Source organism: Stenotrophomonas sp. 21LCFQ19, assembly GCF_056861425.1.
Genome location: NZ_JBSPUF010000005.1, coordinates 58,465 through 76,682, shown reverse-complemented (window position 1 = coordinate 76,682; position 18,218 = coordinate 58,465). Strand labels below are relative to the sequence as shown.

The following is an 18,218-nucleotide window of genomic DNA, read 5'->3' as shown; positions in this document are numbered from 1 at the left end:
GGGGCTATGCTGGGCCATCCCACCGTATGGATTCGTACTGATGGACCGCCCCCTTCTGGTGATAGGCAACAAGAACTACTCGTCCTGGTCGCTGCGCCCGTGGCTGCTGCTGCGCCATTTCGGGGTGGAGTTCGACGAGGTGCGGTTGGCCCTGGATACGCCCGGTTTTGCCAGCGAAGTGCTGCAGCATTCGCCGACCGGCAAGGTGCCAGCGCTGCGTGATGGCGCGCTGCAGGTATGGGATTCGCTGGCCATCTGCGAGTACGCCAACGAGCGCTGGCTGGGCGGACGCGGCTGGCCGGCCGATCTGGCCCAGCGCGCCGTGGCCCGGGCCGCCGCGGCGGAAATGCATTCAGGTTTCACCGCGCTGCGCAGCCAGCTGCCGATGAACAGCCGTCGCCAGCCCGATGGCTACCGCTGGGACGCCGCCGCCCAAGCCGACATCAACCGCATCCGCGCGCTGTGGAGCGAGCTGCGCCGGCAGTACGGCGCGGGCGGCGAGTTCCTGTTTGGCCAGTTCGGCATCGTCGATGCGATGTTCGCGCCGGTGGCGGTACGCTTCGACGGCTATGGCGTGGCTGCGGAAGGTGTTGCCGGCGAGTACCTGCAGGCGCTGTTGGCGCTGCCGGCGCTGCGCGAGTGGCGGCAGGCCGGTGCAGCGGAAAGCGAGCACGTCGCGGCCACTGATGACCTGCGCCAGCCGGTTTGAACGGAGAATCCCATGCAGCTGATCTACCAGAGCAACAACCTGTTCGATGCGCATCTGGTCAAGCATGCGCTGGAGGACGCGGGCATCCCGGCCTTCGTGTTCGGTGAGTCCTTGCTGGGCGCGGGCGGCGAGCTGCCCTTGTTTGGCCTGCTGCGGGTCTGCGTGCCGGATTCGGCCAAGCCCGAGGCCGAGGATATCGTCGCCACGCTGGGCTTGGACGATGGCCCCGCCGACCCCATCTTGGACGACGATGAAGCGCCGGGATTCCTCCCGGCCTGAGGAGCTGACATGTTGGGAATCGGCCAGGGAATACTGGGTATCGGCGCATTCAAGCAGCGCCTGCCGCGCCCGGAAGAAGCACTGCCGGGGCGGGACACGCCGCTGCCGCTGCACAACCAGCATTTCGTCAACGGCCAGCCCTTGCAGGCTGATTTCGACGGATTGCAGGTGCTGGACGTGGGCCTGGGCTGTTTCTGGGGCGCCGAGCGCAAGTTCTGGCAGCTGCCGGGCGTGGTGACCACGGCGGTGGGCTACCAGGGCGGCGTCACCCCGAACCCGACCTATGAAGAAGCCTGTTCCGGGCTTACCGGCCACACCGAGGTGGTGCGGGTGGTGTTTGATCCGGCGCAGGTGACGCTGGAGACGGTGCTGCGCACCTTCTGGGAGAACCACAATCCCACCCAGGGCATGCGCCAGGGCAACGACACCGGCACCCAGTACCGCTCGGCGATCTACTGCCACACGCAGGAACAGTACGACGCGGCGCTTGCCAGCCGTGCTGCCTACCAGCAGCAGCTGACTGCTTCTGGTTTCGGCGAGATCACCACCGAGATCCTGTTCCCGGCACCGTCGTTCTATTACGCCGAGGATTACCACCAGCAGTATCTGGCGAAGAATCCGAATGGTTACTGCGGCATCGGCGGAACCGGCGTGAGCTGCCCGATCGGGCTGGATGTCTGAGTGGTGAGTGCTGCACCGCGCCGTCTGCTGGTGGTGTGGCACAGCTTCACCGGCGCTACTGCGGCGATGGTGGATGCGTTGCTGCAGGGTGCCCGCGAGAGCACGGGTGATGCGGTGCAGGTGATTGCCCTGCGCGCTGCGGATGCGAGTGCCGATGATGCGCTTGCCGCCGATGCGGTGGTGTTCGCCACGCCGGAGACATTGGCCTCGATGAGCGGGGCGATGAAGGATTTCTTTGATCGCAGCTATTACCCACTGTTGGGGCGCTGCGAGGGCAAGCCGTATGCGCTGCTGGTATGTGCTGGATCGGATGGTCAGCCGACGATTGCGCAGTTGCGCAGGGTGGCTTTGGGCTTGCGTTTGAAAGAAGTGGCCGAGCCGGTGCTGGTATGTACGCAGGCACAGACGGCTGAGGCGATTGTTGCTGGGAAGAAGTTGCCTGAGTCGCAGCTGGCGTGGGGCCGTGAGTTGGGCGCGCTGCTCGCAGCAGGGCTGGAGCTGGGCGTTTTTTAAAGCCCCTCTCCCAGTGGGAGAGGGGTTGGGGTGAGGGTACGGGGCGAAGCCGCCTGGAGCCAATTATCTCCAGGCTTCGCTCTTACCCTCATCCGCCCTTCGGGCACCTTCTCCCGGCGGGAGAAGGGAGTAATCGGGCATTGCTTTGGCTGTCAGCCGCCCAACTCATCCAAAATCCGCTGACGCAAAGTCTGCAGATCCTTCGCAAACGCCTCAATACCGGTAGCCAGCTTCTCGGTAGCCATCGGATCGGCCGCCATATCCGCATCGAACTTCGCTTCATCAATCGCAGCGACGTTCACCGCTTCAGCAGCACCGGCCACCAGCTTGCGCGGCAGCTCGCCGAAGTCAGCATCCAGCTTCTCCAGCAGGTCCGGCGAGATCGTCAGGCGATCACAGCCAGCCAGCGCTTCAATCTGCGCGGTCGAACGGAACGAGGCACCCATCACCACCGTGCTGGAACCGCGACGCTTGAACTCGGCGAACACACCACGCACGAACACCACGCCCGGGTCTTCGTCGATGTTGGCCGGGGTCTGGCCGTTGGCCACGTACCAATCGAGGATGCGGCCGACGAATGGCGAGATCAGGAAGGATCCGGCTTCCGAGCAGGCCAGGGCCTGGGTCGGGTTGAAGATCAGGGTCAGGTTGCAGTCGATGCCCTCGGCCTGCAGCACGCGTGCGGCTTCGACGCCGGCCCAGGTCGCGGCGATCTTGATCAGCACCTTGCTGCGCGGCACGCCGGCCGCTTCGTACATGGCGATGAACTCGCGCGCCTTGGCAATCGTGGCCTCGGTGTTGTGCGCCTGGTCGGCATCCACCTCGGTGGACACGCGGCCTGGCACCAGCTCGGCCAACATGGTGCCGACGCCGACCGTCAGGCGATCGACCACGGCATTGGCGACGGCCTGCTTGTCACCGGATTGGGCGCGGCCCCACTGCAGCTCGCGCTCGATCAGGCCGGCATAGACCGGCAGGTCGAGGGCTTTCTTCACCAGCGTCGGGTTGGTGGTGCAGTCGACCGGGCGCAGGCGCTTGATGGCGTCGTAATCGCCGGTATCGGCGACGACGACGGACAGTTCGCGCAGCTGGGCGAGCTTGGAGGGGGCCTGGGACATCATGGGTTCCTGTTGCAGGTGCGGCGCAGTGCGCTCAGCGGTGGAAATCGCCAGCCGCTTCGGGCTGGTAGTGAACGGCGGTGACGCGCAGGCGCAGCTTGCGGCCGCCGGGTGCGGTCCAGTCGATGGTCTGGCCAACCGACAAGCCCAGCAGGGCACTGCCGACCGGTGCCAGCACGGACACGCGGCCCTTGTCGAAGTCCGCTTCGTGCGGATAGACCAGGGTCAGGGAATGTTTTTCGTTGTGCAGTTCGTCTTCGCAGTCCACACGGGAGTGCATGGTGACGATGCCTTCGGGGATTTCTTCCGGCGGCAGCACCTGCGCGCGCTCGAGTTCCTGCGCAAGGGCAACAGCGGCCGGGTGCCGGCTCAGCGCCGGGGAGTCCAGCAGGGCCTCAAGACGGGCCATGTCACGGGTGGAAACAACGATGGATGGTGGCAGACCGCTGTGGCTGGTCATGGGAATTCCTTATCTGATTGAAGAGCAAGCAAAAGGCGACGCTTTATCGGCGCCGCCCGGGTTTCTGTTGTGCTGGTGAAACGGGCCATCGGCGGCCCTGTGAAGATCATGGGGCCGGTGCGGCCCGGATGCAATGTGGGGGAGGGTGGTATTCAGGTTTCGGGGGGCTGCGAAGAACACCCCTCCCCAACCCTCCCCTCCGCCTGCGGCGCAAGGGAGGGAGCCAAGCCTTGCCCCCTCCCTTGCGCGCAGCGTAGGGGAGGGCCAGAGAGGGGTAAGCTTTTAAGCTTGAACCCGCGCCGATTCAGCCGGCGCCTCCAACAACCCCGCTGGCAGTTGCTTGAACAGCTGCGAGAATTGTTCCAGGAACGCGCCCATCGCCGAGCTGCGGCGCCAGACCATGCCGATCCTGCGGTTCGGTTGCGGATTGCCCGCAAACGGAATCAACCGCACGTTCTCCGAACGCGCCACCGGCGGCTTCACCGCCAGCATCGGCAGCAGGGTGACGCCGACGTTCGCCGCCACCATCTGCCGCAGGGTTTCCAGGCTGGTGGCCTGGAATTCGGATTTCTCCAGCGCGCCGGCCATATGGCAGACATCCAGCGCCTGATCGCGCAGGCAATGGCCATCCTGCAGCAGCAGCAGGCGTTGGTCGGACAGGTCATCCAGCGTCAGCGAGGGATGGTTGGTCAGCGGATGGCCTTCCGGTGCGGCCAGCACGAAGGGTTCCTCGAACAGGAACTCGGTGTGCAGCTGCTCGTCGGCGATTGGCAGGGCCAGTAGTGCGGCATCGAGCTGGCCGTTGCGCAGTTGCGCCAGCAACACATCGCTCTTTTCCTCGACCAGCAGCATCTCCAGCTGCGGGAAGCGCTGGCGGATCGCAGGTACCACGTGCGGCAGCAGATACGGGCCCAAGGTCGGGAAGATTCCCAGCCGCACGGTGCCGGCTTCCGGGTCACGGGCGCGGCGTGCGGCTTCCTTCATCTGTTCCACTTCGGCCACGATGCTGCGCGCCCGCGCGGCGGCCTCGCGGCCGGCCGGGGTCAGCATCACCTTGCGCGGCGCGCGCTCCACCAGCGGCACGCCCAGCTCTTCTTCCAGCTTCTTGATCTGGGTGGACAGGGTGGGCTGGCTGACGAAGCTGGCCGCAGCGGCACGGCCGAAGTGTTTGTGCTCGGCCAGCGCCACCAGGTATTTCAGGTCACGAAGGTTCATGTTGGGCTCCCGGCTATCACCTTCTCCCTGCGGGAGAAGGTGCCCCGAAGGGGCGGATGAGGGTTGGCGAAGTCCACGGATTTCGTGGGAGCAATGGGTTTCACCCTTACCCTCACCCCAACCCCTCTCCCGGTGGGAGAGGGGCTTTCAGCTTCAGGCGGTTGCTGCTTCTGTCGCTGCAGGCTGCAGCACCGGTGTACGGATCAGATGATCGAAGGCGCTGAGTGCAGCGGTCGAACCGGCGCCCATCGCGATGATGATCTGCTTGTACGGCACCGTGGTGCAGTCGCCGGCCGCAAACACGCCCGGCACATTGGTCTGGCCGCGATCATCGATGATGATCTCGCCGCGACCGCTGAGCTCCACCGTGCCACGCAGCCACTCGGTATTCGGCAGCAGGCCGATCTGTACGAAGATGCCTTCGAGCTCGACCCGGTGCGAATCGCCACCGACGCGGTCGGTGTAGACCAGGCCGTTGACCTTCTGGCCGTCGCCCAGCACTTCGGTGGTCTGTGCGTTGAGCACCACCTTCACGTTGGGCAGGCTGTTGAGCTTGGCCTGCAGTACCTGGTCGGCGCGCAGCTTGCTGTCGAACTCGAACACGGTGACGTGGCTGACGATGCCGGCCAGGTCGATGGCCGCTTCCACGCCGGAGTTGCCACCGCCGATCACCGCCACACGCTTGCCCTTGAACAGCGGGCCGTCACAGTGCGGGCAGTACGCCACGCCCTTGTTGCGGTACTCGTCTTCACCCGGCACGTTCATCTGCCGCCAGCGCGCGCCGGTGGACAGGATCACCGTCTTGGACTTCAACGAAGCACCGTTCTCCAGCTGCACTTCGACCAGGCCATCGGCACCGGCCGGCACCAGCTTGGCCGCGCGCTGCAGGTTCATGATGTCCACCTCGTACTCACGTACGTGGGATTCAAGCGCGGCAGCCAGCTTCGGGCCTTCGGTGTGCTGCACCGAGATGAAGTTCTCGATCGCCATGGTGTCCAGCACTTGGCCGCCGAAGCGCTCGGCGGCAACACCGGTGCGGATGCCCTTGCGTGCGGCATAGATCGCCGCCGCCGCACCGGCCGGGCCACCGCCCACCACCAGTACGTCGAATGCATCCTTGGCCTTGATCTTCTCGGCCTCGCGGGCAACGGCGCCGGTGTCGAGCTTGGCGACGATCTGCTCCAGGCTCATGCGGCCGGAGTCGAACATCTCGCCACCCTGGAACACCATCGGCACCGCCATTACCTGGCGCTGTTCCACTTCCTGCTGGAACATACCGCCCTCGATCACCGTGGTGCTGATCTTCGGGTTCAGGATCGCCATCAGCGCCAGCGCCTGCACCACGTCCGGGCAGTTGTGGCAGGTCAGCGACATGTAGACGTCGAAGCTGTACTCGCCGTCGATCGCGATGATGCTGTCGATGACTTCTTGGGCAACCTTCGGCGGATGGCCGCCGGTCCACAGCAGGGCCAGCACCAGCGATTCGAATTCGTGGCCTAGCGGCAGGCCGGCGAACCGCACGCCATGGTCCTGGCCTTCGCGAGCGACCACGAACGAGGGCTTGCGCGCATCGTCGCCGGCGGTGTCCAGCGAGATCTTGCCGCCGCCGGCCGCGACGATATCGTCAAGCAGGCCGCGCATGTCCTGGCTGGCGCTGCTGTCGTCGAGCGAGGCGATCAGGCGCAGTGGCTGGCGCAGCAGGCCCATGTACTGCTGCAGCTGGGTCTTGAGGCTGTCGTCGAGCACGGTCAACTCCTTCGTTGAGGCAAAGCGGGGGAGTGACGCCCCTGCGTCAAGCGGGGCGCCAGTAGAAAGTAGGGGTGAACCGCAGCGAGCTGCGTGGCGTGCGGGCGTGGTGCTGGCTGGCATCAACACGCTGCGGTTCACCCCCACGCCCGCCGCGAAGGCGGGGTGGGAGTGCCATGACGATGAACCTTGTATCTGGTTCATCACCACCGGCTGACTGGGACTTAGATCTTGCCGACCAGGTCCAGCGACGGGGTCAGGGTCTTTTCGCCTTCCTTCCACTTGGCCGGGCACACTTCGTTCGGGTGTGCGGCGGTGAACTGGGCAGCCTTCAGCTTGCGCAGGGTTTCGGACACGTCACGGGCGATCTCGTTGGAGTGGATCTCCGAGGTCTTGATCACGCCTTCCGGGTTGATCACGAAGGTGCCACGCAGGGCCAGGCCTTCTTCCGCAATGTGCACGCCGAAGGCGTTGGTCAGCTGATGGGTCGGGTCGCCGACCAGCGGGAACTTGGCCTTGCCCACGGCCGGCGAGGTTTCGTGCCACACCTTGTGCGAGAAGTGGGTATCGGTGGTCACGATGTAGACCTCGGCACCAGCCTTCTGGAACTCGGCATAGTTGTCAGCGGCGTCTTCGATCTCGGTCGGGCAGTTGAAGGTGAAGGCTGCCGGCATGAAGATCAGGACCGACCACTTGCCCTTCAGCGATTCGTCGGTGACTTCAATGAACTTGCCGTTGTGGAACGCATTGACCTTGAACGGCTGGACCTGGGTGTTGATAAGGGACATGAAGTTTCCTCTTGGGTGTAGGGCGGGGTGAATCGTTGGAGCAAAGACTAATAGGCAGAAACTAATAAAACAAATGAATTGGATGCATCGTATCAATAGATAAAGCCTATCAATTGATGCTCCGGAACTGCCTCAAGGCCTGATATCGGGCGCTTTGCGGGCTTTCCAAGCCATCCAGGGCCAAGCTGAACGGCGCGGCATAGACAGGATTAATCCCAAGGCAAGGATCATGGCGGTAGGCAGGGACGGGTGCGCTGACTATCCTCGCCCTCCTGAACGAACCCGCGAAGAGGTAAAGCAGTGTCCACGTTGAAGGTTGCCGAGCTGTTGCGGGAGGCTGCTGCACGCCTGCCGGGTGAAGATGCCCGCCATGAGGCCGAGCAGTTGCTGATCCACGTGCTGGGCGTGGAGCGGGCCTGGTTGTTCTCGCATGCCACCGACGAGGTGGATGCCGAGGCGGTGGAGCGTTTCGAGGTGCTGCTGGCGCGTCGTGCCGAGGGCCATCCGCTGGCCTATCTGACCGGCCGTCGCGGCTTCTGGACCCTGGACCTGCAGGTCAACACGGCGACCCTCATTCCGCGTCCGGAAACCGAGCTGCTGGTCGAGCAGGCGCTGGCGCGGCTGCCGGCCGATGACATGGTGCGGGTGGCCGACATGGGCACCGGCAGTGGCGCAGTCGCCTTGTCGATCGCCAGCGAGCGACCTTTGGCCACGGTGATGGCGACCGATGTGCTGGGCCCGACCCTGGCGATGGCGGTGAAGAACGCACAGGCGCACGGTCTGGAAAACGTGTGGTTCCGGCGTGGGCACTGGTATACGGCGCTGGGCGCGGATCGCTTCGACATGATCGTCAGCAACCCACCGTACATCGCGGCAGGTGATCCACATCTGGTGCAGGGAGACCTGCGTTTCGAGCCGCCGCCGGCCCTGGCCTCGGGTCCGGATGGTCTGGATGCGATCCGCGAGATCATTGCCGGCGCGCATGAGCATCTGGTGCCCGGTGGTTGGCTGCTGCTGGAGCATGGCTGGGATCAGGGCGAGGCGATCCGCGCGCTGCTGGAACAAGCCGGGTTTGCGGAGGCGCAGACGGTGCAGGACCTGGAGCAGCGTGATCGGGTGACTTTGGGTCGTTGGCCTGGTTGAGGTTGTTGCTGTTGCTGTTGCGGCTTCTGTTGCTTCTGTTGCTGCTGCTGTTGCTGCTGTTGCTGCTGTTGCTGCTCTTGCTCTGGCCGTTGCTGCCGCTGTCGGCTCTCGCTTCTGCTTTGGCTCGTCATTCCCGCGAAGGCGGGAATCGCTCTGGTCTTTGCTTTTGCTTCCGCATTTGATTTGGGAGCAAGAGCAAGAGCAAGAGCCCAGAGCCAGAGCCCAGAGCCAGAGCCAGAGCGATTCCCGCCTTCGCGGGAATGACGACTTTCAAAGCCAGAGCCAAAGCTAGAGCCGGAGCCGGAGCCGGAGCCAGAGCTAGAGCGATTCCCGCTTTCGCGGGAATGACAATATCCAAAGCGAAGGCAGAGCCAGAGCCAAGGCGAGGTCAAAAATCTCATTTCACCGCGTCAATCAGGTCATTCCTTGTCCGCATGACGCACCCCGAAACCTCACGTAGCATCGCCATTCCAAGCCGGGGATGCCGATGATCCGTACCGCGTTCGCTGCCGTATTACTCGCCACATCACTGGGCTGCGCCGCAACGCCGGCTGCCAGCAAACGCGCGCCCATCCATCCCTTGCGCGAGGGCTCGCCGATGCAGGATGACTTCGCCGATCTGGCGCCCCTTGGCGAGGCCATTGGCGACAAGCGCATCGTCATGCTCGATGAGCTCACCCATGGCGAAGGCAATATCTACGAAAGCAAGGTGCGCACCGTGCGCTACCTGCATGCGCGCAAGGGCTTTGACCTGCTGGTGTTGGAAAGCGGCTTGTTCGACGTCAGCCGCCTATGGCAATCGCGGCTGCCACTGCGTGCCAACGCGCCAGGCAACATCTTCTACATGTACGCCAACAGCGCCGAGGTGTGGCCGCTGTATGACTATCTGGACGCACAACGTGATACGCCGGATGCGATGCAGCTGGCAGGCTTCGATGGTCGCTTGAGTGGCGGACTCTCACGTCGCCAGCTGGTGCCGCAGCTGCGCGAGAGATTGCTACGGCAGCCACTGGATGAAATGGCACGGCAACGCCTGCAGCTGCATCTGCAACAGGTACAGCAATTGCTCGATGGCAAGCTGGCAATGGCCGACGCCCGCGCACGCCAACGCTTCCTCGATGATTCGCAATGGTTGCTGCAACTGTTGCCAGCGCCGGACGCCGAGCACGGCGACGATGTGTTTGACAGCGATGGTTTCTGGCGGCGCATCAACGCCAGCCTGCAACGCATGGCCGAGGTGAGCTGGCAACTGCGGCCTTTCGATGAGCACGATCCGGTCATGGCCGGCAACCTGCAGTGGCTGCTGGAACAGGCCTACCCGGGGCGCAAGGCGATCATCTGGGGGCACTACGCGCATCTGAACAGACTCGGTGGCTATCGCGAGGGTCATCCGCGCGGCTTCCCGCCGGTGGACAACGTGACCCGTGCCTTGCCTAGGGCGCTGCAGACGCAGGCCTATGTGCTGCATTATGCCGGCGCGCAGGGTAGCTACCGCGATTACATCGATCAGCAACTGCGCAAGGTGGGCGCGCGGCCGTCACAGTTGGAGTCGCGCCTGACCGCCAATGCAGCTGCGGTGTTCGTGGACCTGCATGCAGGCAGCTTGCCTGGCGAGGACAATGCGGCCAGCCGACTATGGAGCATGGACTATGCCGACGGCTTGCCCCTGGCCGAAGCCCGCCAGCGCTTCGATGGCCTGTGGCTGCTGGACCGCATCACTCCGGCGAGCAATGCAACGCCTTGATGGGACGCTGCAACGCAGACAAGACCGCAACATCGCTGCGTTAGACTAGCCGGCCTGTTCCCAGCGAGGCTGCCATGCGCACGCTCTACCCCGCCATCGAGCCCTACGACACCGGCACGCTCAAGGTCGACGACCGCCATACGCTGTATTTCGAACAATGCGGCAATCCCAACGGCAAGCCGGTGGTGATGTTGCATGGCGGCCCCGGTGGCGGCTGCAGCGACAAGATGCGCCAGTTCCACGACCCGTCCAAGTACCGCATCATCCTGTTTGACCAGCGTGGCTCGGGCCGTTCCACCCCGCATGCCGACCTGGTCGACAACACCACCTGGGATCTGGTCGCCGATATCGAGAAGCTGCGCGAGAAGCTCGGCGTCGACAGTTGGCAGGTATTCGGTGGCAGCTGGGGTTCGACGCTGGCGTTGGCCTATGCGGAAACCCATCCGCAGCGGGTGACCGAGCTGGTGCTGCGCGGCATCTTCATGCTGCGTCGCTGGGAGCTGGAGTGGTTCTACCAGGAAGGCGCCAACCGTTTGTTCCCGGATGCCTGGGAGCATTACCTCAAGCCGATCCCGCTGGTTGAACGCCATGACCTGATCTCGGCCTTCCACCGCCGCCTGACCAGTGACGACGAGGCCACGCGCTTGGCTGCCGCCAAGGCATGGAGCGTGTGGGAAGGTGCCACCAGCTTCCTGCATGTGGACGACGATTTCGTCAACAGCCACGAAGACCCGCAGTTCGCACTGGCCTTCGCCCGCATCGAGAACCACTACTTCGTCAACGGTGGCTTCTTCGAGGTGGAAGACCAGCTGCTGCGCGATGCGCACAAGATCGCCCACATCCCGGGTGTGATCGTGCACGGCCGTTACGACGTGGTCTGCCCGCTGGCCAATGCCTGGGAACTGCACAAGGCCTGGCCGAAGGCGACGCTGCAGATCAGCCCGGCGTCCGGCCACTCTGCATTTGAAGCCGAGAACGTCGACGCACTGGTACGCGCCACCGACAGCTTCGCCGGCTGATAAGCCGACCCCTGTAGTGCCGAGCCATGCTCGGCAGGGGCTTTACCGATAAACCCATTTGTAGGAGCGGCGTCAGCCGCGAAGCTCGTAGATGTCCAGATGGCAGAAATGCCCAACGGGTCATTGCCGCGAGCTTCGCGGCTGACGCCGCTCCCACATCTGATGGATTGCTGGCAAGGCCCCTGCCGAGCATGGCTCGGCACTACACGTGAGGTCTGGCTAAAAATTCACCGGTGCTTGCGAGGGCTTGGTACACAAGGGCTGCGGGTTCTTATCCACAGCTTGTGTATATGCCGGGGCACAGCCTGTGTGGACAACGCGAGCTGGAACCGACGCTGTTGGGCTTCACCAATCGCCGGCCAGCAAGGCTTCTGCCAGAACCTTCAGCTTGGGCGATACCTGCCGCGAAGGTGGATAGACCAGCGACAGCGCGCGGGTTCGTCCTTCGTTGGCCTGCAACACGCGCTGCAAACGTCCATCGGCCAGCGCGTCGGCGACGGCGAAGTCCATCACCTGCACGATCCCAACACCGGCCAGCGCGGCTTCCACCAGCGGATCGCCGCTGTCGAACACCATCCGCGTCGGCGGGGTGAAGTCGTGCATCTGCCCATCCAGCGCCCGGAACTGCCAATCCACCAGGCGGCCACTGCGCAGATTGCGTACCGCCAGGCAGGTGTGTTCCTGCAGCGCTTCCACGGTTGTAGGTTGGCCGTGGCGGGCGAGGTAGTCCGGTGCGGCAACCGTTACCCAGCGCAGCGGCCGCAAGGGCCTGGCCACCATCCGTACATCGCTGATCGGGCCGGTGCGCAGGGCCGCGTCAAAACCCTCTTCAGCCAGATCGACAAGGCGGTCATTGAGCACCAGTTCAAACTGCAGCTGTGGATGCGCGGCGATCAGTTTTCCGGCCAAGGGCACCAGCACCTTGCGGCCAAACATCGAAGGCGCGGTCAGCTTCAATACGCCTGAGGGAACACACGGGCGATCGCCCAACTGGCGCTGTGCATCTTCCAGTCCATTGAGCAGCGGCTGGCAGTGCTCGACGAACAGGCGCCCGTCCGGCGTCAGGCTGACGTTGCGGGTATTGCGGTGGAGCAGACGCACGCCCAATGACTGCTCCAGTCTGCTGATCGCCCGCGACAGGCCGGATTGGCTGAGCCCAAGCTGCCCAGCGGCTACGGTGAAGCTGCGCGCGTCGGCGACCTGCACCAGCATGCGTACTGCGTTGAGGTCCATGGCATCCATTGATGCAAATCCGCATTACAAATATGCATGTATCCTGATTTATCTGCGCTGTGTCATCAATAAGACTGTGCGCCCCCGTGTTTCTGGATTCAGGCAATGCAGGTTTCATCGTCACCACTCTCTGCCACACCGCGGCTGGCGCTTGCGCTGCTGGCCACGGCACAGCTGATCATCGCCCTGGACGCCACCATCATCTTCGTCGCCCTGCATGACATGGGGCGCGCGCTGCAGATCAATGCGCAGCAGCTGCAATGGGTGGTCAGCGCCTACACCGTGGCCTTTGGTGGTTGCCTGTTGCTGGGTGGCCGCGCGGCCGATCTGCTCGGCAAGCGGCGTTTCTATCGAATTGGCATGGCCGTGTTCGCGTTGGCTTCGCTGGTTGGTGGTTTCAGCAGCAGCGCGTGGCTGCTGGTGGCGGCGCGCGCGGTGCAGGGTATTGGTGCGGCCTTGCTGTTCCCGGCCACCCTGGCCCTGATCAATACGCTGTATGCCGAAGGCGCGCCGCGCAACCGCGCGCTGGCGATCTGGAGCATGGCCAGTGCCGGTGGCCTTGCGTTGGGGACGCTGCTAGGAGGCGTGCTCACCCAGCAGTTCGGCTGGGCATCGGTGCTGCTGGTGATCGTGCCGATTGCCGGGGCCTGTGCAGTGCTGGGTGGCTTCTGGTTGCCGTTGGACGGCCCGCGTGCACGTGGTCGGTCGTTCGATCTCGCCGGCTGCGTCAGCGTGACCGTCGGCGGCAGCCTGCTGGTCACCACTCTGGTACAGGGGCCGGAATGGGGCTGGGCTGCGCCGATAACGCTGGCCTGCCTGCTGCTGTCTTTGCTGTTGTTGGCAGCCTTCGTGCTGATCGAGAAACGCAGTGCCGATCCGCTGATGCACTTCGCCTTGCTGCGGGGGCCCGGGCTGCGTACCGCGATGTGGCTGACCATGTTGTTCATGAGCAGCTTCGGCGTGCAGTACTACTTCCTGGCCCTGTACTACCAGGACGGCTATGGCTGGAGCCCGTTGCAGGCGGGTATGGCGTTCCTGCCGCCGACGCTGGTGTGCACCGTCGGCATCCGCATCGCCGAGCGCATGTTGGCGGTACGTTCGCCACGGCAGGTGCTGGCGTGGGGCTTGGCGGCGGGGGCATTGGGAATTGCCGGCGTTGCCTTTGCATTGCCGCACGGTGCTGGTTACTGGCCGCTGCTACCGGGCATCGTGCTGCTCAGCCTGGGTCAGGGCATGACCTGGACGGCAATGTGGATCGTGGCCGGGCAGGGCGTTCCTGCCGCGCAGCAAGGCGTGGCTTCCGGGATGGCGGCCACTGCACAGCAGATCGGCGGTGCCCTGGGCCTGGCGGTGCTGGTGATGCTGGCCAATGCGGCACGTGCAACCGCACCGGCTGACAGCGCACAGGCGCTGCAGGGATTGGTCCATGCGCAATATGGTGCTGCGCTGTTCGCCGCACTCGGCGTGGTGGTTGCATTGCGCCTGCGGCCGGCGCCGCTAGACTGCAGCTCCGCCGACTGCCTGCCAAGCGACGCATGATCGAACTGTTGGATCTCCGCCAGACCCTGGACAGCTTCGCCAGCTGCAACGACGACGATGAGGTGTGGGCGCGCTACGGCTGGGTCCACGCCAGCGAAGGCGGCGCCTTGAATGCTTCGTTCTGGCTGCCGGCCAGCGAGGCCGAAGCCTTCGATGATGACGAGCTGCCGACGGCGGCTCGTGCCTTGGGTCTTTCGAGTTTCCTGGAACCGGCGACCTTTGCCGATGTGCTCGATGTGCAGAAGCGCCAGCGTCCGCTGTCGACGTTGGAGGAGTATGCGGCGGCACTTGATTACTACGCCGAGTACGACGCGTTCCTGCAGGTGCCGGGTATCGATGAGGCCTTGGGCGAGGCCGCGGAGGCCGAGCAGGAAGCCGCACGGGCGTTGGATGTCGGGCCCGGCATCTACGCCAGCTTCGATGTGGTGCTGGCGGAATGTCCCGCGCAGCATGTGAAGGATGCAGCGCGGCAGGTGGCGGCGTTGTTGGCTGTATCGATTGGCGAGGCTTTGGCTGCTTGCCGCGATCTGCCGGTGTGTCTGGGCGAACAGCTGGACCGGAAGCGCTGCGCCGGAATTGTCGCGGCCTTCGATGCCTTGGGCGTGCCGTTGCAGGTGCGAGGCTACAAACCCTTCCCGTGGTCAGCAGTGCCGACGCCGACGGTTGTTGTAGGAGCGGCGTAAGCCGCGAAGCTGGCAATGCATGATGCGAGGCATTGCAGTTGCCGGAAGCTGCACCGGCTTCGCGGCTTACGCCGCTCCCACAAAAGCGTCAGCACCTGTAGTGCCGAGCCATGCTCGGCAGGGGCTCTACAAACGCAACGTCCGAGACGCCATCAGCTTCGCGGCTTACGCCGCTCCTACAAAAGCGTCAGCGCCTGTAGTGCCGAGCCATGCTCGGCAGGGGCTCTACAAACCCAACGTCCGAGACGCCATCAGCTTCGCGGCTTACGCCGCTCCTACAGCACGGCGGTGCGCGGCTCCTGCAGGGCGAGCAACATCGGTTGCAGATTGCGGAATATCCGCTCCAGTCGCTCTGCCCAGGCCTGCTGTCCTGCCACATCCGCGATCAGGTCCTGGCGGATCTCCAGTTCCACATGCACCAGACCGCGGCCTTCGCCATGCACTGGCACCGCATAGTCGCTGCTGCTGTTCACCGAGTAAGGCTGGTTGTCGCCGACCACGAGGTCGCCTTCCTTGCGCAAGGCCTGCAGCAGCGCATGCGCGAAGCGCGTGTCCTGGTGATACAGCACGCCTGCATGCCATGGACGTTCCACGCCGGCCATCGCCGGGGTGAAGCTGTGCATCATCACCAGCAGCGTCGGCACAGCCACATCGCGGCGACGGTCCAGCTCGGCGTCGATGCGTGCATGGTAGGGCGCGTGGATCGCATCGATGCGCTGCTGGCGTTGCTGCGGATCAAGACCGCGATTGCCGGGAACAGCGGTGCCATCGCTGACTTCAGGAATCAGCGTCGGCGACACCAGCGGCCGGTTGCAGTCGATCAACAGCCGCGAATAGGTCTGTTCGATGGCCCAGGCATCCAGGCGCTCGGCCAGGGCGCGGGTGGTGCCGGCGATGCCGATGTCCCAGCCGATGTGGCGGTCCAGTTCGGCCTGCGGCAAGCCCAGGTCCTGCAGCGCCTGCGGCACGCGCTGGCCGGCATGATCGGCCAGCAGCAGGAACGGGGACACGCCGTTCGGGTTGTGCACGGTGTAAACCGCTGGATCATCGGCGCCGAGCAGTGGGGCGACGCCTTGCAAGCCTGAGTCAGCCACGCGGACGCCCATCCAGATGGTGTTCGATCATCCACAGGCCGGCCCACAACTTCGCGTCCAGCTCGTAGCCTTCACCCATTTTTTCCACCAGCCAGGCTGCAGCGCGTTGGCGCGGGATGCTGTGCACGGTGATGTCTTCACTGGCATCGCCGCCGCCGTCGCCGACCTTGCGCAGGCCGGTGGCACGCACGAAGGCGATCTTCTCGCTGCTGGCGCCCGAGGACGTGGGGCCGATCATCAGCACTTCGGCCTGGTCGGCGGTCCAGCCGGTTTCCTCTTCCAGCTCGCGCACGGCCGAAACCTCGATGGATTCACCGGCATCGATATCGCCAACCAGCCCGGCCGGCATCTCGATGGTGCGCGCCTGCAGCGGCACGCGGAATTGCTCGACGAACAGCACTTCATCATCGGGGGTGACTGCGATGATGATCGCAGCCAGCCCGCCGGCATGGGTGCGCTCGCTGTACTCCCAGGTGCCGCGCACCAGCATGCGCTGGTATTTGCCTTCGTAGACGACGCGGGGTTCAGCAGTGTTCTGGCTCATGCGAACTCGTTGGCTGGAGTGGAAGGGGATTGCAGGCCGGCCGCCGTCATCAGCCGGCGCCGGGTCATCGGGCCAAACCGAAGCGCCTCGCACAGCCCGCCGAGCATGTCGCCGTCGCCATTGGCGCGCACGAAGCCGCCAGCGGCGTTGTGCAGCGGTGCGTTCAAGGCAACCGTGGTCAGCTGGCGGAACAGGAGTGCCTGCTCGCGTTGCTCACGCAACCGCACCGCCATGGTGGCGGCACCGCGCAGGCGCAGGAACGGCACTTCGTCGATGCGTTCGAGCAGGGCATCCATCGTGCCGAAATGGGCCAGCAGCACCGCCGCCGATTTGGCGCCGATGCCGGAGACGCCGGGGATGTTGTCCACTGCATCGCCGCTCAACGCAAGGTAGTCGGCGACCTGGTGGGCGTGCACGCCTTGCCGTGCCTTCACCCCGTCCGCGCCCCAGCGCTGGTTGCGGGCGTAGTCCCATTGCTCGTCGTGTTCCAGCAGCAGCTGCGACAAGTCCTTGTCGGCCGAGACGATGACCCCGCGCAGGCGGCCGCGGCTGGCATGCAGGGCGCTGCCGATCAGGTCGTCAGCCTCGTATTCGCGGTCGGCCAGTACTTCCAGGCCCAAGGCGGCGCACAGCGCCTTGCAATGGGCGAACTGGCGGCGCAGTTCCTCGGGGGCCGGATCACGGTTGGCCTTGTAGGCCGGATACAGCGCGTGGCGGAAACAGCTGTCCAGCGCTTCGTCGAAAGCCACCGCGATGTGCTGCGGGCGCTCGCGCTCCAGCAGGTCGAGCAGGAAGCGGGCAAAACCGTGAACTGCGTTCACCGGCCATCCCTGTGCATCCTGGAACTCGTCGGGGATCGAGTGCCAGGCGCGGAACACATACAAACTGGCGTCGATCAGGTAAAGCGGCTGCAGCGGGGTATTGGCAGCCGTCACGGCTGCCAGTCCTGCAGCAGCGCGGCCGGATCGGGGCGCTCGCGGTCGGGGACGGCGATCTTCGGGGTGCCGATATGGATGAAGCCGACGATCTGTTCGTTGCTGGCCAGGCCCAGGTGGCGGGCGACTTCGGGGTCGCTGCTCATCCACGCGGTCAGCCACTGCGCGCCGAAGCCCACGCCCTGTGCGGCCTGCAGCAGCGCGAAGCAGGCGCAGCCGGCGGTGAGCAGTTGTTCCTGCATGGGCACCTTGGGGTTGTCCTGCAGGCGGGCGATCACGGTGATGATCAGCGGCGCATGCGAGAAGCGTTTGCGGTCCTTCTCGACCGCCGCGTCAGATGCATTGGGGTCGCGTTGGCGGCTGCGCTGGGCCAGGAACTCACCCAGGGCGTGGCGGGCGTCGCCCTGCAGGCGCAGGAAGCGGAACGGCACCATCTTGCCGTGATCCGGTACCCGGACGGCCGATTGCAGCATGCGCAGCTGCGTGGCGTGGTCCGGCGCTGGCTCGCCCAGTTGCAGGGAGGGCACCGAATGGCGCTGATCCAGCGCTTGCAGGAAGCAGTTGTCGGACATGGTTCACAGGGGCTGAGGTGGCCACTGATTATAGACGCCGCCCATGTACCGGCCGTTTAGCGTAGATCAGGGTCGGTTTTGTGCGCTGTGTCGTGTGCCCTGAACGAGCTACGGGTCGCTAATAATCGCCGACACGCTTAGCATTGCTGGTAATGCGGCGAAGGGCTCATGAGGTAGGAAGTGCGTACTGCATCACTGACCCT

At 64.7% G+C, this 18,218-nt stretch carries 19 protein-coding genes and 1 pseudogene; 10 read left to right on the top strand and 10 right to left on the bottom strand.

Features of this window, described 5'->3' with window-relative positions:
• Window positions 1-40: 40 nt before the first annotated feature.
• The 4 genes and pseudogenes from AC13FW_RS07365 to AC13FW_RS07350 all read left to right on the top strand — a co-directional run bounded on the left by AC13FW_RS07365 (window position 41) and on the right by AC13FW_RS07350 (window position 2,182).
• A pseudogene (locus AC13FW_RS07365) lies at window positions 41-687 on the top strand (glutathione S-transferase family protein).
• Window positions 688-721: 34 nt separating this feature from the next.
• On the top strand, window positions 722-988 hold the full coding sequence (locus AC13FW_RS07360) for a putative signal transducing protein (RefSeq protein WP_296247124.1): 267 nt from the start codon (window positions 722-724) through the stop codon (window positions 986-988).
• 30 nt (window positions 989-1,018) lie between these two features.
• On the top strand, window positions 1,019-1,669 hold the full coding sequence (msrA, locus tag AC13FW_RS07355; RefSeq protein WP_482988765.1) for a peptide-methionine (S)-S-oxide reductase MsrA: 651 nt from the start codon (window positions 1,019-1,021) through the stop codon (window positions 1,667-1,669).
• Window positions 1,670-1,672: 3 nt separating this feature from the next.
• Window positions 1,673-2,182, top strand: a complete 510-nt coding sequence (locus AC13FW_RS07350; RefSeq protein WP_482988675.1) for a flavodoxin family protein — start codon at window positions 1,673-1,675, stop codon at window positions 2,180-2,182.
• A 152-nt stretch (window positions 2,183-2,334) separates the two neighbouring features.
• Here the strand turns inward: AC13FW_RS07350 and AC13FW_RS07345 are convergent, their stop codons facing one another.
• The 5 genes from AC13FW_RS07345 to ahpC all read right to left on the bottom strand — a co-directional run bounded on the left by AC13FW_RS07345 (window position 2,335) and on the right by ahpC (window position 7,509).
• Complete coding sequence (locus AC13FW_RS07345; protein WP_482988674.1) at window positions 2,335-3,303, bottom strand: transaldolase; 969 nt, start codon at window positions 3,301-3,303, stop codon at window positions 2,335-2,337.
• 31 nt (window positions 3,304-3,334) lie between these two features.
• Entirely contained in the window at window positions 3,335-3,760 is a 426-nt protein-coding gene (gene rnk, locus AC13FW_RS07340) for a nucleoside diphosphate kinase regulator (protein WP_282272444.1), read from the bottom strand.
• A 282-nt stretch (window positions 3,761-4,042) separates the two neighbouring features.
• On the bottom strand, window positions 4,043-4,975 hold the full coding sequence (locus AC13FW_RS07335) for a LysR substrate-binding domain-containing protein (RefSeq protein ID WP_482988673.1): 933 nt from the start codon (window positions 4,973-4,975) through the stop codon (window positions 4,043-4,045).
• Window positions 4,976-5,128: 153 nt separating this feature from the next.
• Window positions 5,129-6,721, bottom strand: a complete 1,593-nt coding sequence (gene ahpF, locus AC13FW_RS07330; protein ID WP_482988672.1) for an alkyl hydroperoxide reductase subunit F — start codon at window positions 6,719-6,721, stop codon at window positions 5,129-5,131.
• A gap of 224 nt (window positions 6,722-6,945) precedes the next feature.
• Complete coding sequence (gene ahpC, locus AC13FW_RS07325; protein ID WP_282267071.1) at window positions 6,946-7,509, bottom strand: alkyl hydroperoxide reductase subunit C; 564 nt, start codon at window positions 7,507-7,509, stop codon at window positions 6,946-6,948.
• A gap of 300 nt (window positions 7,510-7,809) precedes the next feature.
• On the opposite strand from ahpC, the gene prmC reads away from it, so the two are divergent.
• From prmC to pip, 4 genes are all read left to right on the top strand, one after another.
• The gene (prmC, locus tag AC13FW_RS07320; protein ID WP_296250825.1) at window positions 7,810-8,652 is read left to right on the top strand and encodes a peptide chain release factor N(5)-glutamine methyltransferase; all 843 of its coding nucleotides are present in this window, start codon (window positions 7,810-7,812) and stop codon (window positions 8,650-8,652) included.
• Window positions 8,653-8,657: 5 nt separating this feature from the next.
• Entirely contained in the window at window positions 8,658-8,834 is a 177-nt protein-coding gene (locus tag AC13FW_RS07315; RefSeq protein ID WP_482988671.1) for a hypothetical protein, read from the top strand.
• A gap of 305 nt (window positions 8,835-9,139) precedes the next feature.
• Window positions 9,140-10,396 carry an erythromycin esterase family protein gene (locus AC13FW_RS07310; protein WP_482988670.1) on the top strand — a complete coding sequence of 419 codons (1,257 nt, stop codon included), beginning with the start codon at window positions 9,140-9,142 and terminating at the stop codon, window positions 10,394-10,396.
• Between the two features lie 74 nt (window positions 10,397-10,470).
• On the top strand, window positions 10,471-11,415 hold the full coding sequence (pip, locus tag AC13FW_RS07305) for a prolyl aminopeptidase (RefSeq protein WP_296250821.1): 945 nt from the start codon (window positions 10,471-10,473) through the stop codon (window positions 11,413-11,415).
• A 345-nt stretch (window positions 11,416-11,760) separates the two neighbouring features.
• Here pip and AC13FW_RS07300 read toward each other — a convergent pair whose 3' ends face one another.
• Complete coding sequence (locus AC13FW_RS07300; protein WP_482988764.1) at window positions 11,761-12,648, bottom strand: LysR family transcriptional regulator; 888 nt, start codon at window positions 12,646-12,648, stop codon at window positions 11,761-11,763.
• A 105-nt stretch (window positions 12,649-12,753) separates the two neighbouring features.
• On the opposite strand from AC13FW_RS07300, the gene AC13FW_RS07295 reads away from it, so the two are divergent.
• Window positions 12,754-14,187, top strand: coding sequence for an MFS transporter (locus tag AC13FW_RS07295; RefSeq protein ID WP_482988669.1), 1,434 nt, complete (start codon window positions 12,754-12,756; stop codon window positions 14,185-14,187).
• Window positions 14,184-14,870: a DUF7716 domain-containing protein gene (locus tag AC13FW_RS07290; protein WP_482988668.1), complete on the top strand. Its 687-nt coding sequence runs from the start codon at window positions 14,184-14,186 to the stop codon at window positions 14,868-14,870. Before AC13FW_RS07295 ends, AC13FW_RS07290 begins: the two co-directional genes overlap by 4 nt.
• Window positions 14,871-15,145: 275 nt before the next feature.
• Here the strand turns inward: AC13FW_RS07290 and AC13FW_RS07285 are convergent, their stop codons facing one another.
• Genes AC13FW_RS07285 through AC13FW_RS07270 form a run of 4 tightly spaced genes read right to left on the bottom strand, consistent with a single transcriptional unit; the run spans window position 15,146 to window position 18,015 of the window.
• Window positions 15,146-15,976: an N-formylglutamate amidohydrolase gene (locus AC13FW_RS07285; RefSeq protein ID WP_482988667.1), complete on the bottom strand. Its 831-nt coding sequence runs from the start codon at window positions 15,974-15,976 to the stop codon at window positions 15,146-15,148.
• Window positions 15,957-16,508, bottom strand: a complete 552-nt coding sequence (locus AC13FW_RS07280) for an NUDIX hydrolase (protein WP_282267082.1) — start codon at window positions 16,506-16,508, stop codon at window positions 15,957-15,959. Before AC13FW_RS07280 ends, AC13FW_RS07285 begins: the two co-directional genes overlap by 20 nt.
• A complete protein-coding gene (locus tag AC13FW_RS07275; protein WP_296250839.1) occupies window positions 16,505-17,452 on the bottom strand; it encodes a 5'-3' exonuclease in 948 nt (315 codons plus the stop codon). The genes AC13FW_RS07280 and AC13FW_RS07275 overlap by 4 nt, the downstream gene beginning before the upstream one ends.
• Window positions 17,440-18,015 (bottom strand): nitroreductase family protein, encoded by a 576-nt coding sequence (locus AC13FW_RS07270; protein ID WP_282267084.1) that lies wholly within the window; start codon window positions 18,013-18,015, stop codon window positions 17,440-17,442. Before AC13FW_RS07270 ends, AC13FW_RS07275 begins: the two co-directional genes overlap by 13 nt.
• Window positions 18,016-18,218: the final 203 nt, after the last annotated feature.

Excerpts from the sequence above, each read along its gene's own strand:
- AC13FW_RS07360 (WP_296247124.1), top strand. The coding sequence starts at position 722 with ATGCAGCTGATCTACCAGAGCAACAACCTGTTCGATGCGCATCTGGTC.
- AC13FW_RS07345 (WP_482988674.1), bottom strand. The coding sequence starts at position 3,303 with ATGATGTCCCAGGCCCCCTCCAAGCTCGCCCAGCTGCGCGAACTGTCC.
- rnk (WP_282272444.1), bottom strand. The coding sequence starts at position 3,760 with ATGACCAGCCACAGCGGTCTGCCACCATCCATCGTTGTTTCCACCCGT.
- AC13FW_RS07335 (WP_482988673.1), bottom strand. The coding sequence starts at position 4,975 with ATGAACCTTCGTGACCTGAAATACCTGGTGGCGCTGGCCGAGCACAAA.
- ahpC (WP_282267071.1), bottom strand. The coding sequence starts at position 7,509 with ATGTCCCTTATCAACACCCAGGTCCAGCCGTTCAAGGTCAATGCGTTC.
- AC13FW_RS07310 (WP_482988670.1), top strand. The coding sequence starts at position 9,140 with ATGATCCGTACCGCGTTCGCTGCCGTATTACTCGCCACATCACTGGGC.
- pip (WP_296250821.1), top strand. The coding sequence starts at position 10,471 with ATGCGCACGCTCTACCCCGCCATCGAGCCCTACGACACCGGCACGCTC.
- AC13FW_RS07300 (WP_482988764.1), bottom strand. The coding sequence starts at position 12,648 with ATGGACCTCAACGCAGTACGCATGCTGGTGCAGGTCGCCGACGCGCGC.
- AC13FW_RS07295 (WP_482988669.1), top strand. The coding sequence starts at position 12,754 with ATGCAGGTTTCATCGTCACCACTCTCTGCCACACCGCGGCTGGCGCTT.
- AC13FW_RS07290 (WP_482988668.1), top strand. The coding sequence starts at position 14,184 with ATGATCGAACTGTTGGATCTCCGCCAGACCCTGGACAGCTTCGCCAGC.
- AC13FW_RS07285 (WP_482988667.1), bottom strand. The coding sequence starts at position 15,976 with ATGGGCGTCCGCGTGGCTGACTCAGGCTTGCAAGGCGTCGCCCCACTG.
- AC13FW_RS07280 (WP_282267082.1), bottom strand. The coding sequence starts at position 16,508 with ATGAGCCAGAACACTGCTGAACCCCGCGTCGTCTACGAAGGCAAATAC.
- AC13FW_RS07270 (WP_282267084.1), bottom strand. The coding sequence starts at position 18,015 with ATGTCCGACAACTGCTTCCTGCAAGCGCTGGATCAGCGCCATTCGGTG.